The following is a 24,896-nucleotide window of genomic DNA, read 5'->3' on the forward strand; positions in this document are numbered from 1 at the left end:
TCCGGCGGCCCGGCGGCCGGCAACTCCGGCACAGTCTGCCCCGGGGTAAACCGCCTGCGCCGGAACGCAGCGGCGCCCGGCGGCAAACAGTGGTATCGGCAAATAACGGTTCTCCATACGATCGGGAAATAGCACCCCCGCATACCGGAAACGGGGTTAATACAAATTTCACCTTAAAATTTGTCAATCGTATGGACATTAAACGGGAAAGTAGATGCAGGGAAATGCAAATAATCTGCAACAAACTCTAATACAGAATATTATACAACATCACCCTTCGTCGGTTGGTAAACCGGATGGAGATGGATTCCGCGACAGGGAACCGAGGTTTTTGACCGTTTCCTCGAAGTTTTCACCCCCGTTGAGGGCGCTCTTCTTGATTTTGCTTTTGTAGTTGTAAATCGTCTGCGGCGAGCAGTGCAGGAAGTCGGCAATCTGGTTCACGTCGGATACCCCCAGCCGAATCAGCGCAAAGACGCGCAGTTCGGTATTAAGGCGCCCGTTCTCGAGCACATACCGGTTTTGCGGACGCAGCAGCGCATTGAATTTCTCCACGAAGTTGGGATACAAATCCAGGAACGCCTGGTCGAAATTGGCGCACAGCTCCTCTTCCTCCTTGCCGGGGGCCTGTATGGCCAGGTCGTACAGCCTGTCGAACTGCTTATTCTTGATCTTCAGGTTTATATCCCTGCGGTACTTGTCGAGTTTATTGACATAGATGGCACACTGGTTCATGAAATACCCCAGGTAGCGCTCCTTGACCAGGTTGGCCTCGTCGAGGCTCTTGTTCACGCCGATAAGCTCCTGCGTCATCCGGTTGAGGTGCTGCCGGGCCCGGGAGATGATTTTCGTCTGGCGGAAATAGAAGAACAGTCCGATGGCGAGCGCCAGGACGAGCAGGCTCGACATGGTGGCGTAAAAACGCAGGTTGCGCCGCTGCTTGTCCAGTCTGTAAAGGTAACTGCTCTCGATTATGGGGTAGAGGCGCGCAATGACGGTGTTCCGGAAACGGGAGTTGTAGAAGTTGGTATCGTTCAGCGCAAAAGAGATATAGGAATACGCCCGGTCGACATTTCCCTTTTCATACAAAAGTGTGGCGAGCGCGAGCAGGGCCTCGTTCTCCTTGACCGCCAGCCGGATATCCGTCGTCGCCGCCAGAATCAGGTACTTCTCCTGCTGTTCCCGGTCGCCCATTTGCGCGTAGGCCTTGGCCAGGCACATCGCAGCCATGGCATACTGGTGGGTGCCGGGTTCCTCTGCCCGGAATATGCCGTCGAATATATCCCGCGCGCCCTCCGGCCTGCCGTTTTCCATCAGTTTGAAAGCCCTTTCCGTCTGCCACTCCTTCGTGCCGACCGGCAGCAGCGTCATGACGGAATCCCGGCATATGCCGATTTCCCGTTTGTATGTTTCGGACAACTCCCTGTCGTTGGTATAGGTCATCAGGTTTTCGTAGAACCGGATGCGGTTCCAGTAATAGCGGCACTTCTGGTCGACCTGCAGGCTGTCGTATTCGATCGACGAGAAGATGTCGTTGGCCTGCAGGAAGAGTCCCGACAACGAGTAGATGAAAGCCAGCTGCAACTCGCACTCCGAGATATAGTCGCGGTTGCCGAGTTTCCGGGCAATCCGAAGGTTCTGCCGGATGTAATACTCGGCGGAGTCGCAGATGAACGACTCGTAATTGCCGATGATTTCGCGGTTGATCGCATATATGTCCTCCGTACTCTGGGCGCGCAGCTTCCTTTGCCGCAGCACCTCGATTTCCGCTTTCTTACCGTCGGTATATACTGCCTGGTTATCAATCGCTTCATTCAGGTTGCGCAGCAATTCGTCCGTCCCGGCATTGTCACACCGGGCAGCTGCCGAACCGGCCAGCACGAAGAAGAGTATAAGAGTCAACTTTTTCATTCGTCAAATGTTTTCAGTGTAAATCTTCTGTTGAAAGTCAACCGGCCCGCTCCTGCCGGGGCCAACGGACAACAACACCGGGTACATCTCGGAGAAGGCATAAGATGTTCGAATCAACAATATCGTTCCCTTCCAGAAAAAAGTTTTCCTCTACAAGTTTACTAATTTTCGACGACTTTTGCAATTTTCCGGTCGATTTCCTGCACATCGCCTGTCCGAATGCGATTCCGGACGGCCCCTGCATACCCCCGACGAAGCCCGCCTGCGGGCACAGGCAGCCGGGAAGCGGTTTTACCGCCTTCCGGGCCGATTCTACGCCGTTTACCAAATACACAGCGACAAAACCACGCAACAGACTGCAAACAAGCGTTTTCCCAAAAAGGTACATTTACTTTTCTACCTACTTTACCCCTCACTCCCTTTCGGGGTTCCTGTTTATTTAAGTTAATTTGTAAAACTGGAATTCCGCAGGAATCCGAATTCTACGAACCAACTCAACACGACCATGAACTCATCTCGCAACGGACTTGGAATTCTCCACAGCGTATCCCGAACAATTTTGGGCAAACTCCGCAGCATGCGCCGGCTGCCGGCAGCCGGCAGGGGAGCGTGCATCTCCCTGCTGCTGCTCCTCGTCCCGGGCACCCCGGGTTTTTCCCAGCAGCGCGTCTATTTCGTCGACGGCTACCACGGCGGCATCTACGGCCACTACCCCGTCGAATGGAAAACCCGCTTCATAACCGACCAGCTCGCAGCACATCCCGAATGGCGGATTTGCCTGGAAATCGAGCCCGAAACCTGGGACACGGTACAGGTAAGGACACCGGCCGACTACGCCCGGCTCAAGGAGATTGCCGCCGACAAACGCGTCGAGTTCACCAACCCGACCTACGCCCAGCCCTACTGCTACAACATCTCCGGCGAGAGCATCATCCGGCAGTTCGCCTACGGCATGCACAAAATCCACAGCCATTTTCCGCAGGTGGAGTTCACCACCTACTCCGTGGAAGAGCCCTGCTTCACGAGCAGCCTGCCGCAGATACTCAAACTCTTCGGTTTCAAATATGCGTCGCTCAAGTGCCCGAACACCTGCTGGGGAGGCTACACCGCCCCTTACGGCGGCGAACTTGTCAACTGGACAGGCCCCGACGGCAGTTCGATCCTTACCTCGCCGCGCCATGCCTGCGAGCAGCTCCAGGAGAACTCCGTATGGCAGACCACGGCCTGGGGCAATGAAACCGAATACCTCGACGCCTGCATCAAATACGGAATCGCCCACCCGGTGGGCATGTGCTTCCAGGACGCCGGCTGGAAATACGGCCCCTGGATCGGCTTCGGCGACCACATCCGCAACAACTCGATCTACGTCACCTGGCGGGAGTATTTCGAACAAATCACCGACGGCAGTACTACGGACGACTACCGCATGCCGCAGGAGGATGTCCGCGTAAGCCTCGTATGGGGCAGCCAGGTGCTGCAGCGCATCGCGCAACAGGTACGCGAATCGGAAAACAAACTCGTCACGGCCGAAAAGACGGGCGTCATCGCCAACCTCGCCAACGGCTACGCCTATGACCAGCCGACGCTCGACGAGGCATGGCGCACGCTGATGCTCGCACAGCACCACGATTCGTGGATCGTTCCCTACAACGGGCTCCACAAGCAGGGCACCTGGGCGGATCACATCCGCCGCTGGACGGCCGCGACCAATGCGCTGTGCGACAAAATCGCGGACGAAGCCCGGAGCAGCTTTTCGGAGGACGGCGCCCGCGGCCGCGGCATTTACCTCCGTGTCTACAATACGCTCGGCACCGCGCGCCGCGAAACGGTGTCGGCCCTGCTGCCCGCGGGTTTCGGCAGCGGAGAGGTGAGCGTCACGGACGCCAAAGGCAAAAAGGTGGAAGCCAGCGTCGCCGTACGCGACGGGAAAACGGAGCTGCTGTTCGCAGCGGACGTTCCGGCCTTCGGATACGCGACCTACTTCGCGGAGCCCGCACAGAAACCCGGTAAAAGGAACAACGGCGGCACCGGCGAACGGAACGACGGCCAATACGTACTCGAAAACGACATGTACCGCATCGTCATTGACCCGGCAAAGGGCGGCGTCATCACGAGCCTGACGGCCAGAAAGGACGGCAACAAGGAGTTCGCGGATTCGCGGAGCAAATACGCCATCGGCGAGTTGCGCGGATTCTTCTACGACCAGGGCGAATTCCACTCTTCGGCCCAAGCCCCGGCAACGGTGACCGTGGTGCGGGACGACGCGCTGGAAAAGAGCGTCCGCATCTGCGGCCGCATCGAATCGCATCCGTTCACGCAGACAATCACGCTCCGGCAGGGTGACCGCAAAATCGACTTCGACCTGAAAATCGACTGGCAGCACAACGTCGGCATCGGCGCTTTCCGGCAGAAAGACGCGTTCAACAACAACCACCGGGCATTCTACGACGACCGTTTCAACCTCAACGTGCTCTTCCCGGCCGACCTCGCATCGCCCGCGCTCTACAAGGACGCCCCGTTCGACGTCTGCAAAAGCACGTTGGAAAATACCCACTTCACCACGTGGGACAACATCAAGCATAACATCATCCTGCATTGGGTCGACCTCGCGGAGCAGGGCGACGGCTACGGCCTCGCGCTCCTCTCGGACCACACTACCTCCTATTCGTACGGCGGCGGTTCCCCGCTCGGGATGATTGTGCAGTTCTCCGGGAACGGGCTCTGGGGCCGCGACTACCCCATCGACGGCCCGACGCACATCCGCTTCGCCCTGGTTCCCCACCGCAAGGCATGGGATGCCGCGGGCATCCACGACGAAAGCCTGCGGTGGAACGAGCCGCTGACCTGCGTGACCTATCCGCAGGCCGCACCCGAAAACGCCTCGCTGATCGACGTGGCGGAAAGCGGCTACGAGATTTCGGCCGCCTACCTCGACGGCGACGGAATCGTCGTCCGCCTCTTCAACGCCGCAGGGGATGCCGCCCTGCAGAAAATAAAATTCGGATTCCCGGTATCGCAAGCCGAGGAAATCGATTTGAACGGCAACGTGACGGCCCGGCACGACGTCCGCCGCAAAGGCGGCCGGTCGGAAATCGAAATCGGGATGCCCCGCTTCGGACTCAAAACACTTCGACTGACAAAATAGCAACAAGCCATGTATTACCCGAACAGAGCCAAAACACTGCTTTTTCTTTTATTATCGGGATTCGCCGGATGCACCGCACAAAGCGGCGCGGAGGAATTCTCCCCGGCCGACTACGTGAACCCGTTCATCGGGGCGAGCACGAGCACCAGCGCCGCAGGCGTCTACCACGGACTGGGGAAAACCTTCCCCGGGGCCACGACCCCCTACGGCATGGTGCAGGTAAGCCCGAACACCATTACGGGCGGGGACAACAGCCCCGGATACAGCTACGAACACACGACCATCGAGGGATTCGCCTTCACGCAGATGAGCGGCGTGGGCTGGTTCGGCGACCTGGGAAACTTCCTCGTCATGCCGACGACCGGGCCCCTGCAGAAAATCGCAGGCAAGGAGGACGGCAGCATCGGCGGGTACCGTTCGCGCTACGACAAGGCGAGTGAAACGGCCGCCGCAGGCTATTACAGCGCCTGCCTGACCGACTACGGCATCAGGGCCGAAAGTTCGGCCACGCCGCACTGCGGCATCCTGCGCTTCACGTTCCCCGCCAACGAGCTGTCGCGTATCCAGATCGACCTGGCGCGCCGGGTCGGCGGTACGGCCGAACGCCAATACGTCAAGGTGCTCGACAAACACACCATCGCCGGATGGATCAGGTGCACGCCCGCCACGGGCGGCTGGGGCAACGGCGAGGGCAACGTCGATTACACGGTCTACTTCCACGCACGTTTCAGCAAACCGATCGAGCGTTACGGCTTCTGGAGCGCCGACATTCCCGACGACTGGACGCGCAAAAAAGACGAAGTGGTCGGCATTCCCTACCTCAAGCGCGTGGCCGAAGCGCCCGTAGTCACGGGCATCGGCGAAATCGAAGGCAAACACATCGGTTTCTTCACCGAGTTCGAAACCGCAGCGGACGAGCAAATCGTCCTCAAGGCGGGCATTTCGTTCGTGGACATGGAGGGCGCCCGGAAAAATTTCGAGGCGGAGATCGCCGACAAGACCTTCGACGAAGTGAAACGCGACGCCCGCGAACAGTGGAACGAAGAGTTGGGCCGCATCCGCATCGAGGGCGGCAGCGACGAAGAGAAGACAATCTTCTACACGGCGCTCTACCACACGATGATCGACCCCCGCATCCTGACCGACGTCGACGGCCGCTACCCGGGGGCGGACGGACGCACGCACGCCACGGAGGGCAAATTCACCAAACGGACGATTTTCAGCGGCTGGGACGTCTTCCGCAGCCAGATGCCGCTGCAAACCGTCATCAACCCCGCACTGGTCAGCGACCTGCTGAACTCGCTCATCACGATGGCCGACCAGAGCGGCCGCGAATACTTCGAGCGCTGGGAGATCGTCAACGCCTATTCGGGCTGCATGCTGGGCAATCCGGCGCTCTCGGTGCTGGCCGACGCCTACGCGAAGGGCATCCGGAGCTACGACGCCGAAAAAGCCTACCGCTACGCCGTGAACACCTCGCGACGCTTCGGCAACGATCCGCTGGGATACACGCCGTCGGAGCTGTGCATTTCGCATACGCTCGAATACGCCTATACCGACTGGTGCCTCTCGCAACTGGCCGCACAGCTCGGCAAGAGGGAGGACGCCGCCCTGTACGCCCGCAAAGGGGAGGCCTACCGCAATATCTTCGACAAGGAGAAGGGGTGGTTCCGCCCGCGCCGCGCCGACGGGACGTGGGAGCCGTGGCCCGAGCATGCGCGGACGACCGAATGGTACGGCTGCATCGAATCGAATCCCTACCAGCAGGGGTGGTTCGTGCCGCACGACGTGGAGGGCATGGTCCGCCTGATGGGCGGCCGCGACGCCGTGCTGAAAGACCTCACGGAGTTCTTCGACAAGACCCCCGCGGACATGCTCTGGAACGACTACTACAACCACGCCAACGAACCGGTGCACCTGGTGCCTTTCCTCTTCAACCGGCTGCAGCAGCCGTGGCTGACCCAGAAATGGACGCGCTACATCTGCGACAAGGCCTACGCCGACAAGGTCGAGGGCATCGTCGGCAACGAGGACGCCGGCCAGATGTCGGCCTGGTACGTGCTCGCGGCGTCGGGCCTGCACCCTTCGTGCCCCGGCGACACGCGGATGGAAATCACCAGCCCCGTATTCGACCGCATCGAACTGCGCCTCGACCCGGCCTATGCGCCGGGCGGCACGTTCACGGTCGTCGCACACGGCAACAGCCCCTCGAACGTTTATATCCAGCGGGCGGAGCTCAACGGCAGGCCCTACGCCAAGTCCAGCCTCGACTTTGCCGACATCGCGGCGGGAGGCACGCTCGAACTGTATATGGGCGACACGCCCAATACCGAATGGGGCATTTGAAAAACAGGCAATAACCAACTTAAAATAAATTTATGGAATATTCGGTCAACGGTTGCCGCTCACGGCAACGACTTTTCCTGAAAAGGCTCGCCGCGTCGGTCGTTTTCAGCATCCTCGTCCTGCCGGGCGCCTTCGCGCAGAAGCAGGATTACGTACAGTATGTGAACACCCTGCAGGGGACCGACTCGAAATTCGAGTTGAGCTACGGCAATACCTACCCCACCACGGCCATGCCGTATGCGATGCACACGTGGGCGGCGCAGACCGGCCCCAACGGAGAGGGCTGGAAATACCAGTACGCCGTCGACAAAATCCGCGGTTTCCAGCAGGCGCACCAGTGCAGCCCGTGGATGAGCGACTACGCGGTCTACTCGCTGATGCCCGAAGTCGGGAAACTGGTCGTCGACCAGGACGAGCGGGCCTCGAAATTCAGCCACGCGAATGAAATCGCCAAACCGCACTACTACAAGGTGACGCTCGACAACGGCATCACCACCGAGATGGCTCCCACCACGCGCGGCGCGCACCTGCGTTTCACCTACCCCAAAAAGGAGGCGGCCTACCTGGTGCTCGACGGCTATATCGCCATGAGCGAGATGAAAATCGACCCGGCGAAACGGCAGATCTCGGGCTGGGTGAACAACCAGCGCTTCGTGAACCATTCGGAGAACTTCCGCAACTACTTCGTCATCCAGTTCGATAAGCCGTTCGAGGAGTACGGCCTCTGGGAGAGCGAGCACGGCGAACGCTTCCCCGGCAAGACCGAGGGCGAGGGTAAGGGCTACGGCGCCTACGTGCGTTTCAAGGCCGGTACAAAAGTGCAGGCCAAAGCCGCTTCGTCCTACATCAGCCCCGAACAGGCGCTGCTCACCCTGAACCGGGAGCTGGGCGCCGACAAGACGCTCGAGGCGACCAAAAAACGGGGCGCCGAGACATGGAACGCCCTGCTGGGCCGCATCGCCGTCGAGGGCGGCACCGACGAGGAGCTGCGCACGTTCTACTCGTGCCTGTTCCGCGCCAACCTCTTCTCGCGCAAATTCTACGAACGCGACGCCGAGGGCAACCCCTACTATTACAGCCCCTACGACGGCAAGGTCTACTCGGGCTACATGTATACCGACAACGGCTTCTGGGATACGTTCCGCTCGCAGTTCCCGCTCACCAACATCCTGCATCCGACGATGCAGGGCCGTTACATGAACGCGCTGCTGGCGGCACAGGAGCAGTGCGGCTGGCTGCCTTCGTGGTCGGCGCCCGGCGAAACGGGCGGCATGATCGGCAACCACTCGATTTCGCTGCTGGCCGACGCATGGGCCAAGGGCATCCGGACGTTCGACCCCGAAAAGGCACTGAAAGCCTATGCCAAAGAGGCGATGAACAAAGGCCCGTGGGGCGGGGCGAACGGCCGCGCCGGATGGAAGGAGTACTGGCAGCTGGGCTATGTTTCCTACCCCGAGTCGATGGGTTCGACGGCACAGACGCTCGAATACGCCTATGACGATTTCTGCGGCTACCAGCTGGCGCGCATGACGGGCAACAAATTCTACGAGGAGATTTTCGCACGCGTGATGTACAACTACCGCAACGTCTTCGACAAGGAGACGGGCTTCATGCGCGGCCGCCTCAAGGACGGCAGCTGGCTCGCGCCGTTCGACCCCTACGAGTGGGGCGGCCCCTACTGCGAGGGCAACGCATGGCACTACAACTGGTCGGTGTTCCACGACGTGCAGGGGCTTATCAACCTCTACGGCAGCGACGAGGCGTTCACGGCCAAGATCGACTCGGTGTTCACCGCGCCGAACGTCATCAAGCCGGGCACCTACGGCGGCATGATTCACGAGATGAAGGAGATGGAGCTGGCCGACATGGGACAGTACGCCCACGGCAACCAGCCCATCCAGCACATGATTTACATGTACAGCTACGCCGGCCAGCCGTGGAAGACCCAATACTGGTCGCGGCAAATCACCAGCCGCCTCTACAACTCCTCGGAGCGCGGATACCCGGGCGACGAAGACCAGGGCGGCATGTCCTCGTGGTATATTTTGAGCTCGCTGGGCATTTACAGCGTCTGCCCCGGCACCGACCAGTACGTGCTGGGCAGCCCCGTATTCCGCAAGGCGACCATCACGCTGGAGGACGGCCGGAAATTCGTCATCGAAGCCGACGGCAACTCGCAGCAGAACGTCTACATCCAGTCGGCCACGCTCAACGGCAAACCGCTCGACAAGAACTACATCACCTACAAGGACATCACCGACGGCGGCGTCATGCGCCTGGTGATGGGCCCCGAACCCAACAAACAGCGCGGTACGGGCAAGGACGCCTCGCCGTTCTCGCTCTCCCGGCCCGAATAAGGGAGGGGGCATTCCAAGCGACAAAAACAGAAAGGACATGTTCGGATTCCTGAAAATACGTTTCGCCCTGCTGCCGACACTGCTGATCGCCGCCACCTGCGCCTTTGCGCAGGGCGGCGATTACGCCGGCAAGGTCAACACCCTGATCGGCACCAAAGGCGTGGGGCTGACCTCCGGATACCTCTACCCCGGAGCGACCTACCCCTTCGGAATGGTGCAGTTCACACCCACCTATTTCGCCAAACGCGGCGGATTCGTCATCAACCAGTTGAGCGGCGGGGGCTGCAGCCACATGGGCAACTTCCCGACGCTTCCCGTGCAGGGCAGGCTCGACGTATCGCCCGAGAATATCCTCGACTACCGCGTGGACATCTCCGGCGAGGCGGGCCACGCCGGATACTACGAAGCCACCGTGCAGGAGGCAATCAAGGCCCGGCTCACCGTCACCGAGCGCACCGGCATGGCCCGCTACGAATATCCTGCGAGGAACGACTTCGGCACCGTCATCATCGGCGCGGGCATCGCCGCGACGCCGATCGAACAGGCGGCCGTCGTCATCACCGGCCCCGGCAGCTGCGAGGGGTATGCCGAGGGCGGCAGCTTCTGCGGCGTACGCACCCCGTACAAGGTCTACTTCGTCGCCGAGTTCGACGCCCAAGCCGCCGAAACGGGCATCTGGAAAGGCGACAGGCTTACTCCGGGCGGACGTTTCGCCGAAGGCCGGGAGTCGGGCGTCTACTTCACGTTCGACCTCCGCGAAGGGCGCAGCGTACAGTACAAAATCGGCGTTTCGTACGTTTCGGTGGAGAACGCGCGCGCGAACCTTGCGGCCGAGAACACCGGATGGGACTTCGCCGCCGTGCAGCGCGCCGCCGAGTCGAAATGGAACGAATACCTGGGACGCATCGAGGCCGAGGGCACCAATCCCGACCGCCTCACCCAGTTCTACACCCACCTCTACCGCGTGTTCATCCACCCCAACGTTTGCAGCGACGTGAACGGCGAATACATGGGCGCCGATTTCCGGGTGCACAAAAGCCGCTCGAAACAGTACACCTCGTTCAGCAACTGGGACACCTACCGCACGCAAATCCAACTGCTCTCGATGCTCACGCCGGACGTGGCCTCCGACGTGGTGCTCTCGCACCAGCATTTCGCCGAGCAGTCCGGCGGCGCCTATCCCCGCTGGGTGATGGCCAACATCGAAACCGGCATCATGCAGGGCGACCCCACGCCGATTCTGATTTCCAACGCATGGGCATTCGGCGCACAGGACTACGACCCCTATCCGCTGTTCCAAATCATGCGGAAGAACGCCGAGGTGCCGGGCGCCCGGTCGCAGGAGGTCGAGGAGCGCCCGGGATTGCAGCAATACCTCGAAAAAGGATACTACAACGCTTCGGAGCAACTCGAATACACCTCGTCGGACTTCGCCATCGGGCAGTTCGCGCTGCATGCCTGCGGCGACGAGTTCGCCAGTTGGCGCTACTTCCACTACGCCCGCTCGTGGAAGAACCTCTACAACCCCGAAACCGGATGGCTGCAATCGCGCAATGCCGACGGTTCGTGGAAACCGCTGGGCGAAGACTGGCGCGAGTCGACCTACAAGAATTATTTCTGGATGGTTCCCTACGACCTCGGCGGGCTGATCGAAATCATGGGCGGCAAGGCCGCGGCCGAGAAACGGCTCGACGAATTCTTCGTACGGCTCGACGCCGGCTACAACGACCCGTGGTTCGCTTCGGGCAACGAGCCGAGTTTCCAGATTCCGTGGGTCTACAACTGGGTGGGACGGCCCGACAAGGCTTCGAAAGTCATCAACCGCATCCTCAACGAGCAGTATACGAGCGCACCCGACGGCCTGCCGGGCAACGACGACCTCGGGACAATGGGAGCGTGGTACGTCTTCGCCTGCTCGGGACTCTACCCGATGATTCCGGGCGTCGGCGGCTTCACGCTCAACACACCGGTATTCGACCGGATCGTAATCCACCTCAGGCACGGCGACATCACCATCACCGGAGGCTCCGAAAAGCAAATCTACACCACGGCACTGAAACTCGACGGGAAACCTCACGGCAGCACGTGGATCGACTGGGAGGCGCTGCGCAACGGCGCGACGCTGGAATACACGACCTCGGCCAAACCGTCCGGGAACTGGGGCAAGACCGCCCTGCCGCCCTCGTACGAATAAGGACTATTTTACCTAAAAACACCGACAGTATACAATGAAAAACATCGTTTTATCCCTTGCGGCGGCACTCTGCATCTGCGCCTCCGCAGCAGCACAGCAGGTCGCGCCTTTCAAGGACGGCGACCGCGCCGTCTTCCTGGGCAACAGCATCACCGACGGCGGGCACTACCACTCCTACATCTGGCTCTACTACATGACCCGCTTCCCGTACATGGACGTGCGGGTGATGAACGCCGGCATCGGCGGCGAAACCGCGGGCGACATGTACAAGCGGCTCGACGGCGACGTATTGAGCAAACGCCCCACGGTGCTCACGGTCACGTTCGGCATGAACGACACGGGCTACATGGAGTACAACGGCGACAACGCCGAAGAGTTCGGCCAGAAACGGTACCGGGAGTGTTACGACAACTTCAAAATGATGGAGAAGCGCCTGCAGTCGCTCGACGGCGTGCGCGTGGTGATGCTCGGGGGTTCGCCCTACGACGAAACCGCACAAATCGAGAACACCCCGCTGCGCGGCAAAAACGCCGTGATGGACCGTGTCGTCGGGTTCCAGAAACAGTCGGCCGAGGCAAACGGCTGGGAGTTCGTGGATTTCAGCGCCCCGATGGTCGAAATCGGCCAACGCGTACAGGCCCGGCAGCCCTCGTTCTCGCTGTCGATGGGCGACCGCATCCATCCCGACAACGACGGGCACATGGTCATGGCCTACCTCTACCTCAAGGCGCAGGGCTTCGCCGGCAAGGAGGTGGCGGACATGCAAATCGACGCCGCGGGTGCGAAAGTAATCAAGGCCAGCAACTGCGAAATCACGAACATCCGCCGCAACAACCGGGAAATCGCGTTCGACTACCTGGCCGATGCACTGCCCTACCCGCTGGACACGGTAGCGCACGGCATGGGCGCCAAACGCAGCCAGGCCAGGGCGACCGAACTGGTGCCCTTTACCGAAGAGATGAACCGGGAGATGCTGACCGTCAAGGGGCTCAAGGGCGACTACACGCTCTACATCGACGGGGAGCGAATCGGCACGTGGAGCGCAAAAGAGCTCGGCGCGGGCATCAACCTCGCCCAGCAGAACACGCCCCAGTACCGGCAGGCGATGGAAGTGATGTACCTCAACGAATACCGCTGGGAAATCGAGCGCAACTTCCGCGACTACGCCTGGATACAGTACGACTTCTTCCAGAACAAGGGGCTGCTCGACGCCAACGACGCCCATGCCGTGCAGGTGCTCGATTCCGAAAAGGGCAAGAACATCTGGCTCCAGATTCATCGCGAGAACTACGCCAAACTCATGCACCCGCATGTGCGCGAGGCGCGCGCACAGGAGATGGAACTGCTCGTGCGGACGATTTACGAAATCAACAAGCCGCAGAAGCGGCAGATTGTCCTGCGCCGGAACTGACCGGCAGCGGCATAAAAACAAAGGCAGGGGCTTTCGAGCCCCTGCCTTTGTTTTTATCGTTGCACAGCTCCGCAGTGCAGCATCATATGTACCATCGTAGGCATTCAGCAGACACAGGCACCGAAACCATACGCCCCGAACAGGCCACGTTTCGGAAAGAGCGCGTCCCGGACAGCGCCGGCAAACCACGGATCTACCGTACGCTTCCGGCAGCCCCGTACCCGCCTGCGGTCACTTTCCCTTTCCGCCCGACAGCGAGGCCACATACGCCTCCCGCAGTTTCAGCAACTCTTTCGCCTTTTCGGGATATTTGCCGATCAGATTCACCGATTCGGTACGATCCTCCTTCAAGTTCGTCAGGAACAGTCCTTCAAGCGTCTTGTTCCCGTCGTTCGGCAGCACGTCGATCGCATTGCATATCAGTTTCCAGTCCCCTTGCCGGACGGCCCACTGCTTCTCGAAATCGAAATGCAGCACGTCGTGGGGCGACGCCGCGGAACCGTCGCGGATAAGCGGCACGATACTCTTCCCGTCCACATCGGCACCCGCGGCATCCACTCCGCACAGCTCGAGCAGGGTCGGGAACCAGTCGATGTTCATGGCCACCTGCTCGCGAACTTCGCCTGCGGGCAGGTGTCCCGGCCAGCTTATGACGGCGGGGACGCGGATGCCGCCCTCGAAAAGCGAGAATTTGCCACCGCGGTAGTCGCCGCAGTAACCGCCGCCTCCGAACGTACGCACCTCGGTGCTGTGCCCGTTGTCCGACTGGAAGACGATAATCGTATCGTCGGTCAGTCCCTGTGCCGCGAGGAAGGTACGCAGCTCGCCCAGGTAATCGTCGAACGTGGAAACGAATGCGGCGTACATGCGCCGCGGATTCGGCAGTTCCGCGTAGTACTCGAGCCATTTTTCCTCGGGTTGCAGCGGGTAATGCGGGATATTGACGGCCCAGTAAAGGAAGAACGGCGTCCGCTTATCCCCCTCCCGGATAAACTCCTTGGCTTCACGCAGCGTTTCGGCAGTGAAGAATTTGCCTTCGTAGTGAATTTCCTGCCCGTTGCGCCAAAGGTCGTGCACATTCGGCCCGGCCCAGTAATAGAAGTGCGAATAGCTGTCGATGCAACCGCCCAGGAACCCCCAGAAATAATCGAACCCCTGGTTGTTGGGAGCGTATTCGGGCCGGGAGCCCAGATGCCACTTCCCGATGCAGGCCGTCCGGTAGCCGGCGGCTTTCATACGCTCGGCAATCGTTTCCTTTTCGGGCCGGAGTCCGGTCAGGCCCGCATTGCCGGTAAGTCCGGCATGCCGGGCGAACTGTCCGGTCATCAGGCAGGCGCGAGAGGCCGAACTGACCGGAGCCGCATAGAACTGTGTGAAACGCACGCCGCTCTCCGCCAATGCGTCCATGTTGGGCGTATACAGGTCGGGGGCACCGAAACAATTCACGTCCAGCGTCCCGTGGTCGTCGGTATAGATGACGATGACGTTGGGTTTTGCCGCCTGCGCATGTGCCGCTCCCGCCAGCAAAAGGCCGCCGGCGCCTAACAAAAATCTTTTTTTATCCATATCGGTATATTATTGGGGTCGACACTCGCCCCGCCAGCCGGCAGCACCTGCCTTTCACTCCGGACACCCGGACAACGCATCGTTCCCGACGAAATACAGGCACGGCGAAATCCTTCCCCGACGGCGCACTCGCGCCTACCTGTTCCCCAGCCGGTCGAGCGTCCGGGTGATATTGCGCGCAATGGAGATCGAGAGCAGCTGTATGATGCCGATAATCAGCAGCGCATAACGAATCGCGAAGGTATCCGACACCCATATCGTCAGCACGATGAACAGCCCGCAGCCGAAGAAGCGCCCGAAATAGAGCGCGAATTCGTGGACGAAGATATACGCATAGGAGTTGCGCTTCTCCTTGTTGCTGACATAGTCGATTACCCGCAGCTGAATCGGGAAATAGCCCAAATCCATCAGCGGACGGCCCATCACCAGGCACAGCATGAAGACAATCGCGCCCGTGGCCGAGTAGAGGGCGGCGTTGAACGCCCCGCCCAGCGCGAAGAGCAGCAGGCCCGAGGAGAATATCAGCACCCGGTGCCGCGACGAAGTGAAGCGGCCCAGCAGGTAGAGCAGCACGGCCGACACGATGGCGCTGATCGACTGGAGCGTCCCGAGCGTCGATTCGTTCCCGACGAGCGTCATGACCAGCATCGACGGCGCGGTGACGATATAGCCCTGCGCGATGCCTTTCAGGACGGCCAGCCGCATCATCTTGTTCCAGAGCTTATCGAAGCGGAAGTAGATGAACCGCTCTTTGCCGGGATTGGAGAAATGGCCCCGGAAAACCACGGCCGACGCCGTGATGGTGAGCGCGAAGACGAATACCGTCACCAGCTTATAGGCCAGGTTGATATTGCCGCCGAGCCAGTTGTGGTCGGCCGTAGCGCCCAGGAATGTGCCGATCATACCGGGCACGACGACGCCGGCGACCGTATTGAAGAAACTTTCAAGTCCGTAATAATAATTGCGGTTGCCGTCGTCGGTGGAGTTCAGGGCGAGAAAATCGCGGTTGGCCCAGAAAAATCCGTACGAGAGGCCCATAATCAGCCCTGCGACGACGATTCCGCCCAGTTCGAGCGTTTCGAGCGACATCATCACGGCCATCGAAACGCCGCTCAACAGCATGCCGAACGAGTATAAATGCGAGATGCGGATACGACGCATGAGAAACCCGTTGACCAAAAAGGTAAGGGGGATGCCGGTATAGACGGCCAGCTGGTAGCCCACCACATACGACAGTTCCGAGCTGTTGCGCATGATGTAGGTGCCGACGAACAGCTCCACGACCGGCAGGACGAACGCATAGAGCATGTTGGTCAACAACAGTATCCGCATGTTGAACGGATAGGTTCCGAAATGCCTGATTTCCGAAAAAGCCCTGCTGAAAATGCCGCTGCCGGGCGTCGAGGCGGTAGTGTCTTTCATGTCAGTAGTTATAGTAATACCTTGCAAAGGTAGCCTCACGGCACCTTTGCAAGGTATACTATTGTAACCGAAACGTATATACGCACGCCAAATCGGGCCTATTGTCCCGTCCCGCGCTCCTTTTCCCGCATCTCTTTCGGGGACATGTGGTATATTTTGGCGAATTCGCGGTAGAAATAGGATTTGTTGTTGAAACCCGAGCAGAACATGATCTCCTGCACGGTCATGTTGGTCGTTTTCAGCAGGTGCGTCGCATGGTTGATCTTCACCGAACGGATATACTCGCTCGGCGTCATCTGCGTAATATCCTTGATTTTACGGTACAGCCCCATGCGGCTGACGAACATCTTCTCGCACAGGAAACTCAACGATAGCCCCTCGTCCGTTATGTTCTCCTCGATGATGTTGGTCAGCTGCACGATGAACTTCTTGTCGTCGGCATCGATCGCATTCCCCTCGTAGACATCCGAGGAGGAGAGCACCGAGTTGTAATAATCGCGCAGCGAGAGGCGGTTGTTGAGTATGCGGTGCACTACGGCCTGCAGGTGTTTGGGGTGGAACGGCTTGGAAATATAAGCTTCGCCGCCCATCTCGTAGCCGTGGATTTCATGCTCGACGTCGGTTTTGAAAGTCAGGAACACGAACGGGATATATTTCGTGATTTCGTTGCTTTTCACATATTTGAGCAGTTCGAGTCCATCCATGTTCGGCATGCTGATGTCGCTCAGAATCAAATCGGGGCGCCGGTGCTTGAGGATATCGATGGCCTCCGCGCCGTCGGCGGCCTGTATGACGGTATACTCCCCGGAGAGGATTTCGGAAATCAGGTCGCGTATCTGCTTTTCGTCGTCGACCACCAGGATAATCCCTCCGTCGGCGCCCGGGGCGCAGGTCACCGGTTCGGGCACATCGTCCTGCTCGACGGGCGGCGGACTTTCGTGCACGCCCTGTTGTTCGGGCTGCGTGATCAGCTCCCGCCCCACTTCGGGCAGCGACAGGGTGAAGGTGGTATATTCGCCGGGCTTGCTCGCGACGGTAATGTTCCCGGACATCATGTTGGCCAGGCTCCTGGCGAGCGCCAGCCCGATGCCGTTGCGCATGATCTTTCCTTCGTTGGCCTGCCGCTCGAAATTGTCGAGCACTTCGAAACGGTTGAAAATACGGCCTATATCCTCGGGCTTGATACCCTTGCCCGAGTTGGTCACACGAACCGTCGTCATGCGGGGAGCCACCCCGAGCTCGACGTGTATGTACCCGTCGGACGGAGTGTATTTGTAGGCGTTGGAAATCAGGTTGTAGAGAATCTTTTCCAATGCGTTCATGTCGCTCACGATGAGCACCTCCCGCTCCGGCAGGCTGACGCGCAAATCGATGCGGCGCTGCTCGTTGGGTTCGCTGAAATTGTCGACGATGGTCGAAATGAGCTCCGTGACGTTGACCATGGAGTACCTCGGGGCATAGTTCCCGGTGTCGACGCGCCTGAACTCCATCAGCTCGCCGATCAGGTGCTGCATGCGGGCGGCGTTGTTCTTGACGATGCGCAGGTGCCGGGCGACGTCGGGCGCCAGGCTGTAATTGTTCAGCAGCTGTTCGCCGGAGCCGTATATGAGCGTCAGCGGGGTGCAGAACTCGTGGGCGATACTCGTAAAGAAGCGGAGTTTCGCCTCGTAGCTGTCGCTCTGCCGCCGTTTGCTCAACGACTCCATCAGCAGCTGGCGCCGCTGTTCGATACGCTCGTTGACGATGAACCAGACGACGTACAGGATCACGAGGCTCAATACGGTGTACACCACGTAGGCCCACACCGTGCTCCACCACGGGGGACGCACCCTGATGAGCAGCGCCGCGGTCTTGTCGCTCCAGATCTTGTCGCCGTTGGTACACCGCACGCAGAACTCGTACCTTCCGGGCGGGACGTTTGTGAACACCGCCGTGTTGTCGGTGCCGATATGCACCCAGTCGTTGTTGAACCCTTTGAGGATATAGGCGTACTCGCAGTTGTTGTTGCGGACATACTCCAGGGCGGAGAACTGGATGCTGAAAAAGTTCTCGCTGTGCGTGAGCACGATCTCCCGGTCGGCCCGGAAGCCGGGCATCGGCTCCTGCTTGATGTAGAAATTATCGAACAGCACGGGCGGGGCGTACGTCCGCACGTGGATGTCCCGGGGATCGAACCAGTTGAACCCGTCTACGCCCCCGAAGTACATCTTGCCGTCTTCGCAGCGGTAATAGGCGCCGTCGGAGAATTCATAGCTCTGCAGCTCTTCGTTGTTGTAATAATTGATGATTTCGTCGTCGCCGGGATTCAGCCGCGAAAGCCCCTTGTTCGTACTCAACCACAGATAGCCCGCGTCGTCCTCCAGGATGCCGTGGATGGTATTGTTCGGCAGGCCGTCCTTCTCGACGTACCACCGGAATCCGGCCTGTCCCTTTGCGTCGCGGCACAGCCGGTTCAGGCCGTAACTCGTACCGATCCACAGGGTCGAATCCCGGCTCACGTACAGCGACAGGATGTCGTTGCTGCTGATCGGATACTCGCCCGAAGAGACCGTGTAATGGGCGAATTTCCGGGTGCGGACGTCGAAAAGGTTCAGACCGCCGCCGCGGGTGCCGACCCACAGTTTCCCGTCGCCCGCCGGGACGATCGAAAAGACCGTATTGTTGCTCAACGACGTATCGTCCTCCTTGTCGTTGACGTATACCTCCTGTCTCTGGACCACGTATTGTCCGCCAAAGGGGCGCAGCTGCAGCCGAATCAGGCCGTAGCCGTTGGTTCCGAGCCAGAGGCAGCCGTTCTCCGAATCGCGCAGAATGGCATAGACCGAGCCGAAACGGGCTCCCTCCGCGGGCTTTACGGTCGATATGCGCCCCGTCGAGAACGAAAGCACGTCGAGCCCTGCCCCGTCGTGGCCGATGAACATGTCGCCGTCGTACCCCTCTGCCAGCGAATAGACGAAATTATTGCTCAACCCCCGGCTCACGTCATAGGCGGCGCCCCGGGTGCCGTCGGGACGGAGCATGCAGATGCCGTTGCCTTTCGTCCCCACATAGAGGTTCCCGCCGGCGTCCCGGTAAAACGAGCGCACCGGACAGCTCCTGGCATCGAACAGGCGGCTGTTGGGCACCTTGTTGAACGCGATGCCGTCGTCGTATATGCCGATAATGCCCTGCCCGTCGCTGCCGACCCACAGAATATCCTGGCTGCCGGAGCAGAGCGAAAGGATGTTGATGGCTGGCATATGCGGCATTCTGGAGCAGGTTTCCTCCGCCAGATCATAACTGTATACACCCGACGTTCCGAAAGCGACAATCAGCCGCTCGCCGCTCTGGGTAACCGCCCGTACGGCATCACTGGCAGCGGGGGGGGGAAATTTATCCAGCGGGGAAATTTCCCCCGTCAGGCAGTCGTACCTGTAAATGAGTGCGTCGGCACTGGCCACATAAACCGCCGTCCGGCAGTCGAACAGGCCCCGGATGCCGTCCCGGGAGAACAAATCGGTTTTTTCCCGCACTTCGATGTTTCCGGAACCGGAAACGCTGTACCGAATCCGCACCAGTTCATGCCGCATCGTATGCAGCAGCAGGGTATTCTTCCCTGCATAGCAGATATTGCGGATTTTCGACGAATTGAATTGCGGGACATTAAGGGCGACGAGGCGGTTCTGTGCCCTGTCGTAGTATGCGATTCCCCAGCCCGTGGCGGCGCAGAAAACGGTGCCGTCCGCAGCAGCCGCGACGGAAAAGACCCCCTCGGCCGTCGGGCCGTTGTCCTCGTAGCCCGGGTAGAAGCGCTCGATCCGGTCGTTTTTCACGTCGATCCGGTTGACTCCGTAATCGGTAGACACCCAGATAATGCCCTCCGCCTCCTCGACGACATTGCGGATTACGTTGTTCGAAATCGTATTCGCATTGTCCGGCGCGAACTTGTAGGTTTTGAAATCATACCCGTTGTATACGTTCAGGCCGTCCCACGTACCTATCCAGAGCAGCCGGGTCGAATCCTGGTAGATGCAGTTGACCGAACTGTTCGACAATCCGTTCGCATTGGTAAGCGTGTTGTATTTCACCGCCGCATCGGAGAACGGCACGGCTGCGACGAATGCCGACAGCAATAAAAGGACAAATTTCCTCGACATAAATTTTTCGCTTGTATGCAAAGATAGGATTTTTTACGGAATTCCGGGACGTTTCATACAATTGCCGCGCCGAACCGGAACATGGGTGCCGGCACCGGCCGCCCGGAACCGAAAAGTTATGACAGGGCGATGCCCTGTCATAACCTGCAACAGGCCCGGACGCGGATAGCCGCGCAATCCGGGACAATGCGGCGGCAAACACCGCCTGCCGCCGCATCCGTTATTTTTTCGCGCTGCGCGCCCAGTCGTCGGTGCGGAACGGCCCCGCCGGCAGGCCGGCGCCGTTGTAAAGGTTGCAGACCGGATTGTTCGCCCATGCGTAACGCACGGCGACCGGGAAACGCACCTCTTTCGACGACACCACGACCGAATTCCCCTCGACGACGGCATCCGCCGCGTGAAACTCATGGTCGGCGCCCGCGATGTAGAACCCCCTGACGGCGCCGCCGTCCGACGTTTTCAGCCCGCCGTCCGTATGCGAGAACCGGATGCGAATCGTATTGCCCTCGATGCCGTAGGAGTCGTACACGGGCCCCGAGCAGGGAATCCGCTCGCCGTAGGTCTGCGCCCGGGCAATCAGCGCAAGACGCCGGCCGACCTCGGGTTTGTTCTTCGGATGGAGATCGTCGCCGTCGCCGACATCGATCGTTACGGCCATTCCGGTATTCTCCAGGCGGAGCGTGTGTTTCTGCGCCTCGCGCAGCTCGGCCCAGTCCGACTCCTCGGGGCCCTCCTGCGCCTTCATGTAATTGGGAAGCTGCACGATGTAGAACGGGAAGGCATAACCCCACTGCTGCCGCCAGTCGTGAATCATCAGGGGCAGCAGGTCGCGGTACTGCGCCGCCCGCGCCACGTTGGCCTCGCCTTGGTACCAGATCGCGCCGCGGATGGCATAATCCACCAGCGGATTGATCATCGCATTGTAGAGGAAGGTCGGGTAGTTGGGTTCCGTGGCCGTGTTGATTGGCATGTCGGGCGCCTCGCCGAGCCCCAGCGACACCTTGTATTTCCACGCTCCGGCCAGGGGCAGTTTCTCCGTGTCCGACTTGCAGAGCGCAATGCCCTCCGGATCGCCGAAGATTCCGCCCTTGCCGCCCGTATCCATCACGCGCACGGCAACGGTCGCCCTGCCGGCCTTGACCAGCGACGCAGGAATCTTATAGCTCCTCAATGCGAGGCAGCCTTCGGTGTGTCCCACCTCGACGCCGTTGAAGTAGGTGAAGTCGTTGTCGTCTATCGCCGAAAGGGTGAGCGTCAGCTCCTTGCCCGCCCATGCAGCCGGAATATCCACGGTTTTGCGCACCCACATGAAGCCGCTGAAACCGTCCAGTCCCTGATCCTGCACGAATCCGGGAACCGCGATTTCGCCCCACGACGAGTCGTCGAACGAGGACTCGGCCCAAACGGCACGGCCCTGCTCGAACGCCTGCTCGGCCTGCATCATCTGCTCACGCCACGCGTCGATGTCGTCGTAGAACATCCGTGTCCGTTCCTCGGGGGAGTGCGGTATCTGCTTCACCTTCTCGATCCGGGGCCGGAACCACGGAATCTCGGACAGCGCCCCGGCACTCGTCCACGACTCGGCATAGGTTCCTCCCCAGCACGATTCGATCAGGCCGACGGGTACGTCCAGGTTCTCGTTCAGCTCCCTGCCGAAGAAATAACCCACGGCCGAGAAGTCGGCGATATTTTCGCCCGAGCACACCTGCCAGCCGCCGTGCCGCACCGCAGCTTCGTCGAGCGGTGCGGGACTGGTCGTATTGTCGATATGGAGCAGGCGGATATTCTTGTAGCGGCCTGCCTGCTGCATCGCCTGTTCGTAGTTCAGCACGCGGTCTGCGATGCGCATCTCCATGTTGGACTGCCCCGAGCAGAGCCAGACTTCGCCGATCAGCACGTTTTTCAGTTCGACGGGCTTGCCGTCCGAAACAGTGACCGTATAGGGGCCGCCTGCCGCCGGGGTCGACACCGTCGCCCGCCAATGGCCGGACTCGCCGGCCCGCACCTCATAGGTTTTTCCGTTCCAGGAGGTGGTGACTTTCACCGTTTTGCCGGGCTTGGCCTTGCCCCAGATTTTCACATCGCTCTGCTGCTGCAACACCATGTTATCGGTGAAGATGGCAGGCAGCGTGATTTTGGCCGCGAGTTGCAGGGGCAGCACCGCCACCAGCAGCAGGAAGAGGGTTCGTTTAAGCTTCATAATGGTTTCGAATTTCCGGTTTTAATACATGAAATATTGTTTGTTGCTGCCGGTTATCTTGTTAATCGCCGGGACGATAATCCGCTCCATGACCTTGTAGCCCTCGCCGTTGGGATGGCACCCCTCGGGCGAATACTCCCCAAGCATGGCGTTGTCCTTGTCGGCCATGGCGGAGAAGTAGTCGACGTATTCCACGCCCTCGGCCGCATCGGCATACTCCTTGAGCATCGCATTGAGCTTCGGAATGAGTTTGGCCGGCTCCACCTGCGGCCGCCAGTTGAAATTGGCCGCCGGCGTGACGGAGCACAGCAGCACCTTGATTCCGTTGAAGCGGGCCAGTTCGCACATCGAAACGATATTCTGCACCGTGTTTTCGAGGGCGATATAGCCGTTGTTCATCGCGATGTCGTTCGTCCCCGACAGGATCGCGACCACTTTGGGATGGAGGTCGATGACGTCCTGGCGGAACCGCACCAGCATCTCCGAGGAGGTCTGGCCGCCGATGCCGCGTCCCGCGAAATTGTTTTTCTTGAAGAAGTCGGGATGCTGGTTGAACCACCCCTCGGTAATGGAGTTACCCATGAAAACCACCTCGGGATGTGCGGCGGAGAGTGTTTTATTCACCTGCGCATAAGCCCGGAGCCCGGCCCAGTCCCGGTAGAGCAAATCGGAGTAGGCCTGGCCGGAACAAACGCCGGAGGCGAGCAGGCAGAACAAAAGGATTGCTATTGTTTTTTTCATTTTCAAATAATTTGATGAGGTTACACAAAGTTAGAAATTATCCGTCCGGAACGGCACTACGGGCTGTCCGAAAGCGTCCCACAGGTGACCGATGCTGCAATTCTTGAAATTATAGCGCAAATATACCGGATTTCCCACGTCGTAGTTCGAGACGTAGAGCACCGTGGGGTCGGGACGCCTGCGCACGGCCTTTGCGGGACGGAACACCCCGTCGCTGCCGGCCAGCTCGAAACCCTCGATCTCCCCCTTGACGAGGAATCCGCAGTCGCTGCCGTCGAAATGCACCCGGACGACACCGCCCTCCAGCACCTCCATCGATCGGAACCGCGGCCCGATGGTCTTGACCGCATCGCCGTAGCCGTAGTCCCGGCTCAACGCCCAGCAGGCCAGACGCCCGGCGATGGGCTCCTTCTGGCTGGGATGCACGTTCCAGGCCTCGTAATCGTAAACCAAATCGTTGGTGCAGACCATCCCCACGTTGTCGGTCATCTCCATCACCCGGGCCTGCTGCTCGCGCACCAGCGCCTCGTTGACGTTCTGCTCGCCGTCTTCGTGGGGCGCGATTTCGACATAGTAGAACGGCTTGCGCTCGCCGCCCCACAACGCGCGCCAATGGTCGATCATCGCCACCATCTTGTCGGCATAGCAGGTGCTGCGGCCGACATTGGAGCAGCCCTGGTACCAGCAGAATCCCTTGATTGCAAAGTTGTGCAGCGGATAAATCATCCCGTTGTAAAGTATCTCGACCGTGTTCATGCCGCTCTGCCCCTCGCGGGTGGCGATTGATGCCGGGTCGAAATCAGCGAAATGCCGTTGCAGCGACGCCGGGAACCACGCTTCGATCCACGTGCCGCCGCAGCTGCTGTTGATGATTCCCACCGGGACGTTCAGCGCCCTGCGGAGGTTGCGGCCGAACAGGTACCCGATGGCGCTGAACGTCTTGACCGTCCGGGGCGAGGCTTCGCACCATGCGCCCGTCACATCCTCTTTGGGACGGAGCCCGCCGTCGATTTTGACCGAAAAGAGCCGCACGTCGGGATACTGTGCGCTCTCGACGATGATCTCCTGCGCATGTTCGATCGGACAGTCGCGGCCGCCCTGCACGGGAATCTCCATGTTGGACTGCCCCGAGCAGAGCCAGACTTCGCCGATAAGGATGTTTTTCAGCGTGACGGGTTCGCCGTCACCGTCGCCGAGGGTGATGCTGCGCGGCTCGAACGAGGCGGCCGGGGTGGCCACGGCCACGCACCAGCGCCCCCCTTTGTCCGCTTTGGTCCGAACGGCGCCGCACCACGAAGGTGCGACGCTGACTTCGGCTTTCGGTGCCGCCCAGCCCCATATTTTGACATCGGCGCCCTGTTGCAGCACCATATTGTCGCCGACGATGGCAGGCAGCTTGATTTTCGCATCCGACGTCCACGCCGCACACAGCAGGAGCGCCAGCACACAAAATTTCTTCATCCCGGT

12 protein-coding genes are annotated in these 24,896 nt (G+C 60.0%); 5 read left to right on the forward strand and 7 right to left on the reverse strand.

The window, feature by feature from the left end; all coding sequences use genetic code 11:
- Window positions 1-270: 270 nt before the first annotated feature.
- Window positions 271-1,911, reverse strand: coding sequence for a DUF6377 domain-containing protein (locus QZT71_RS05820; protein ID WP_295913771.1), 1,641 nt, complete (start codon window positions 1,909-1,911; stop codon window positions 271-273).
- Between the two features lie 577 nt (window positions 1,912-2,488).
- Here QZT71_RS05820 and QZT71_RS05825 point away from each other — a divergent pair.
- From QZT71_RS05825 to QZT71_RS05845, 5 genes are read left to right on the forward strand one after another with little or no spacing between them, the layout of a single operon-like run.
- Window positions 2,489-5,056, forward strand: a complete 2,568-nt coding sequence (locus tag QZT71_RS05825) for a glycoside hydrolase family 38 C-terminal domain-containing protein (protein ID WP_295913773.1) — start codon at window positions 2,489-2,491, stop codon at window positions 5,054-5,056.
- Between the two features lie 9 nt (window positions 5,057-5,065).
- The gene (locus QZT71_RS05830) at window positions 5,066-7,402 is read left to right on the forward strand and encodes a GH92 family glycosyl hydrolase (RefSeq protein ID WP_295913775.1); all 2,337 of its coding nucleotides are present in this window, start codon (window positions 5,066-5,068) and stop codon (window positions 7,400-7,402) included.
- A 32-nt stretch (window positions 7,403-7,434) separates the two neighbouring features.
- Window positions 7,435-9,759 carry a GH92 family glycosyl hydrolase gene (locus QZT71_RS05835; protein ID WP_295913777.1) on the forward strand — a complete coding sequence of 775 codons (2,325 nt, stop codon included), beginning with the start codon at window positions 7,435-7,437 and terminating at the stop codon, window positions 9,757-9,759.
- A 37-nt stretch (window positions 9,760-9,796) separates the two neighbouring features.
- Window positions 9,797-11,953, forward strand: coding sequence for a GH92 family glycosyl hydrolase (locus QZT71_RS05840; RefSeq protein ID WP_295913780.1), 2,157 nt, complete (start codon window positions 9,797-9,799; stop codon window positions 11,951-11,953).
- A 34-nt stretch (window positions 11,954-11,987) separates the two neighbouring features.
- Window positions 11,988-13,364, forward strand: coding sequence for an SGNH/GDSL hydrolase family protein (locus QZT71_RS05845; protein WP_295913784.1), 1,377 nt, complete (start codon window positions 11,988-11,990; stop codon window positions 13,362-13,364).
- 231 nt (window positions 13,365-13,595) lie between these two features.
- On the opposite strand, the gene QZT71_RS05850 is transcribed toward QZT71_RS05845, so the two are convergent.
- From QZT71_RS05850 to QZT71_RS05875, 6 genes are all read right to left on the reverse strand, one after another.
- Complete coding sequence (locus QZT71_RS05850) at window positions 13,596-14,930, reverse strand: sulfatase-like hydrolase/transferase (RefSeq protein ID WP_295913788.1); 1,335 nt, start codon at window positions 14,928-14,930, stop codon at window positions 13,596-13,598.
- Window positions 14,931-15,065: 135 nt separating this feature from the next.
- The gene (locus QZT71_RS05855; protein WP_295913791.1) at window positions 15,066-16,352 is read right to left on the reverse strand and encodes an MFS transporter; all 1,287 of its coding nucleotides are present in this window, start codon (window positions 16,350-16,352) and stop codon (window positions 15,066-15,068) included.
- 98 nt (window positions 16,353-16,450) lie between these two features.
- A complete protein-coding gene (locus QZT71_RS05860; RefSeq protein WP_295913793.1) occupies window positions 16,451-20,488 on the reverse strand; it encodes a two-component regulator propeller domain-containing protein in 4,038 nt (1,345 codons plus the stop codon).
- 220 nt (window positions 20,489-20,708) lie between these two features.
- Window positions 20,709-22,688, reverse strand: coding sequence for a sialate O-acetylesterase (locus tag QZT71_RS05865; RefSeq protein WP_295913795.1), 1,980 nt, complete (start codon window positions 22,686-22,688; stop codon window positions 20,709-20,711).
- A 21-nt stretch (window positions 22,689-22,709) separates the two neighbouring features.
- Window positions 22,710-23,429, reverse strand: a complete 720-nt coding sequence (locus QZT71_RS05870) for a GDSL-type esterase/lipase family protein (RefSeq protein WP_295913796.1) — start codon at window positions 23,427-23,429, stop codon at window positions 22,710-22,712.
- Between the two features lie 30 nt (window positions 23,430-23,459).
- Window positions 23,460-24,890: a sialate O-acetylesterase gene (locus QZT71_RS05875; protein WP_295913799.1), complete on the reverse strand. Its 1,431-nt coding sequence runs from the start codon at window positions 24,888-24,890 to the stop codon at window positions 23,460-23,462.
- Window positions 24,891-24,896: the final 6 nt, after the last annotated feature.

It is taken from the genome of uncultured Alistipes sp., from assembly GCF_902388705.1.
Classification (GTDB): Bacteria; Bacteroidota; Bacteroidia; order Bacteroidales; family Rikenellaceae; genus Alistipes.

Coding starts and splice junctions, on each gene's coding strand:
- QZT71_RS05825 (WP_295913773.1), top strand. CDS start 2,489: ATGCGCCGGCTGCCGGCAGCCGGCAGGGGAGCGTGCATCTCCCTGCTG.
- QZT71_RS05855 (WP_295913791.1), bottom strand. CDS start 16,352: ATGAAAGACACTACCGCCTCGACGCCCGGCAGCGGCATTTTCAGCAGG.
- QZT71_RS05845 (WP_295913784.1), top strand. CDS start 11,988: ATGAAAAACATCGTTTTATCCCTTGCGGCGGCACTCTGCATCTGCGCC.
- QZT71_RS05875 (WP_295913799.1), bottom strand. CDS start 24,890: ATGAAGAAATTTTGTGTGCTGGCGCTCCTGCTGTGTGCGGCGTGGACG.
- QZT71_RS05865 (WP_295913795.1), bottom strand. CDS start 22,688: ATGAAGCTTAAACGAACCCTCTTCCTGCTGCTGGTGGCGGTGCTGCCC.
- QZT71_RS05835 (WP_295913777.1), top strand. CDS start 7,435: ATGGAATATTCGGTCAACGGTTGCCGCTCACGGCAACGACTTTTCCTG.
- QZT71_RS05820 (WP_295913771.1), bottom strand. CDS start 1,911: ATGAAAAAGTTGACTCTTATACTCTTCTTCGTGCTGGCCGGTTCGGCA.
- QZT71_RS05860 (WP_295913793.1), bottom strand. CDS start 20,488: ATGTCGAGGAAATTTGTCCTTTTATTGCTGTCGGCATTCGTCGCAGCC.
- QZT71_RS05870 (WP_295913796.1), bottom strand. CDS start 23,429: ATGAAAAAAACAATAGCAATCCTTTTGTTCTGCCTGCTCGCCTCCGGC.
- QZT71_RS05830 (WP_295913775.1), top strand. CDS start 5,066: ATGTATTACCCGAACAGAGCCAAAACACTGCTTTTTCTTTTATTATCG.
- QZT71_RS05840 (WP_295913780.1), top strand. CDS start 9,797: ATGTTCGGATTCCTGAAAATACGTTTCGCCCTGCTGCCGACACTGCTG.
- QZT71_RS05850 (WP_295913788.1), bottom strand. CDS start 14,930: ATGGATAAAAAAAGATTTTTGTTAGGCGCCGGCGGCCTTTTGCTGGCG.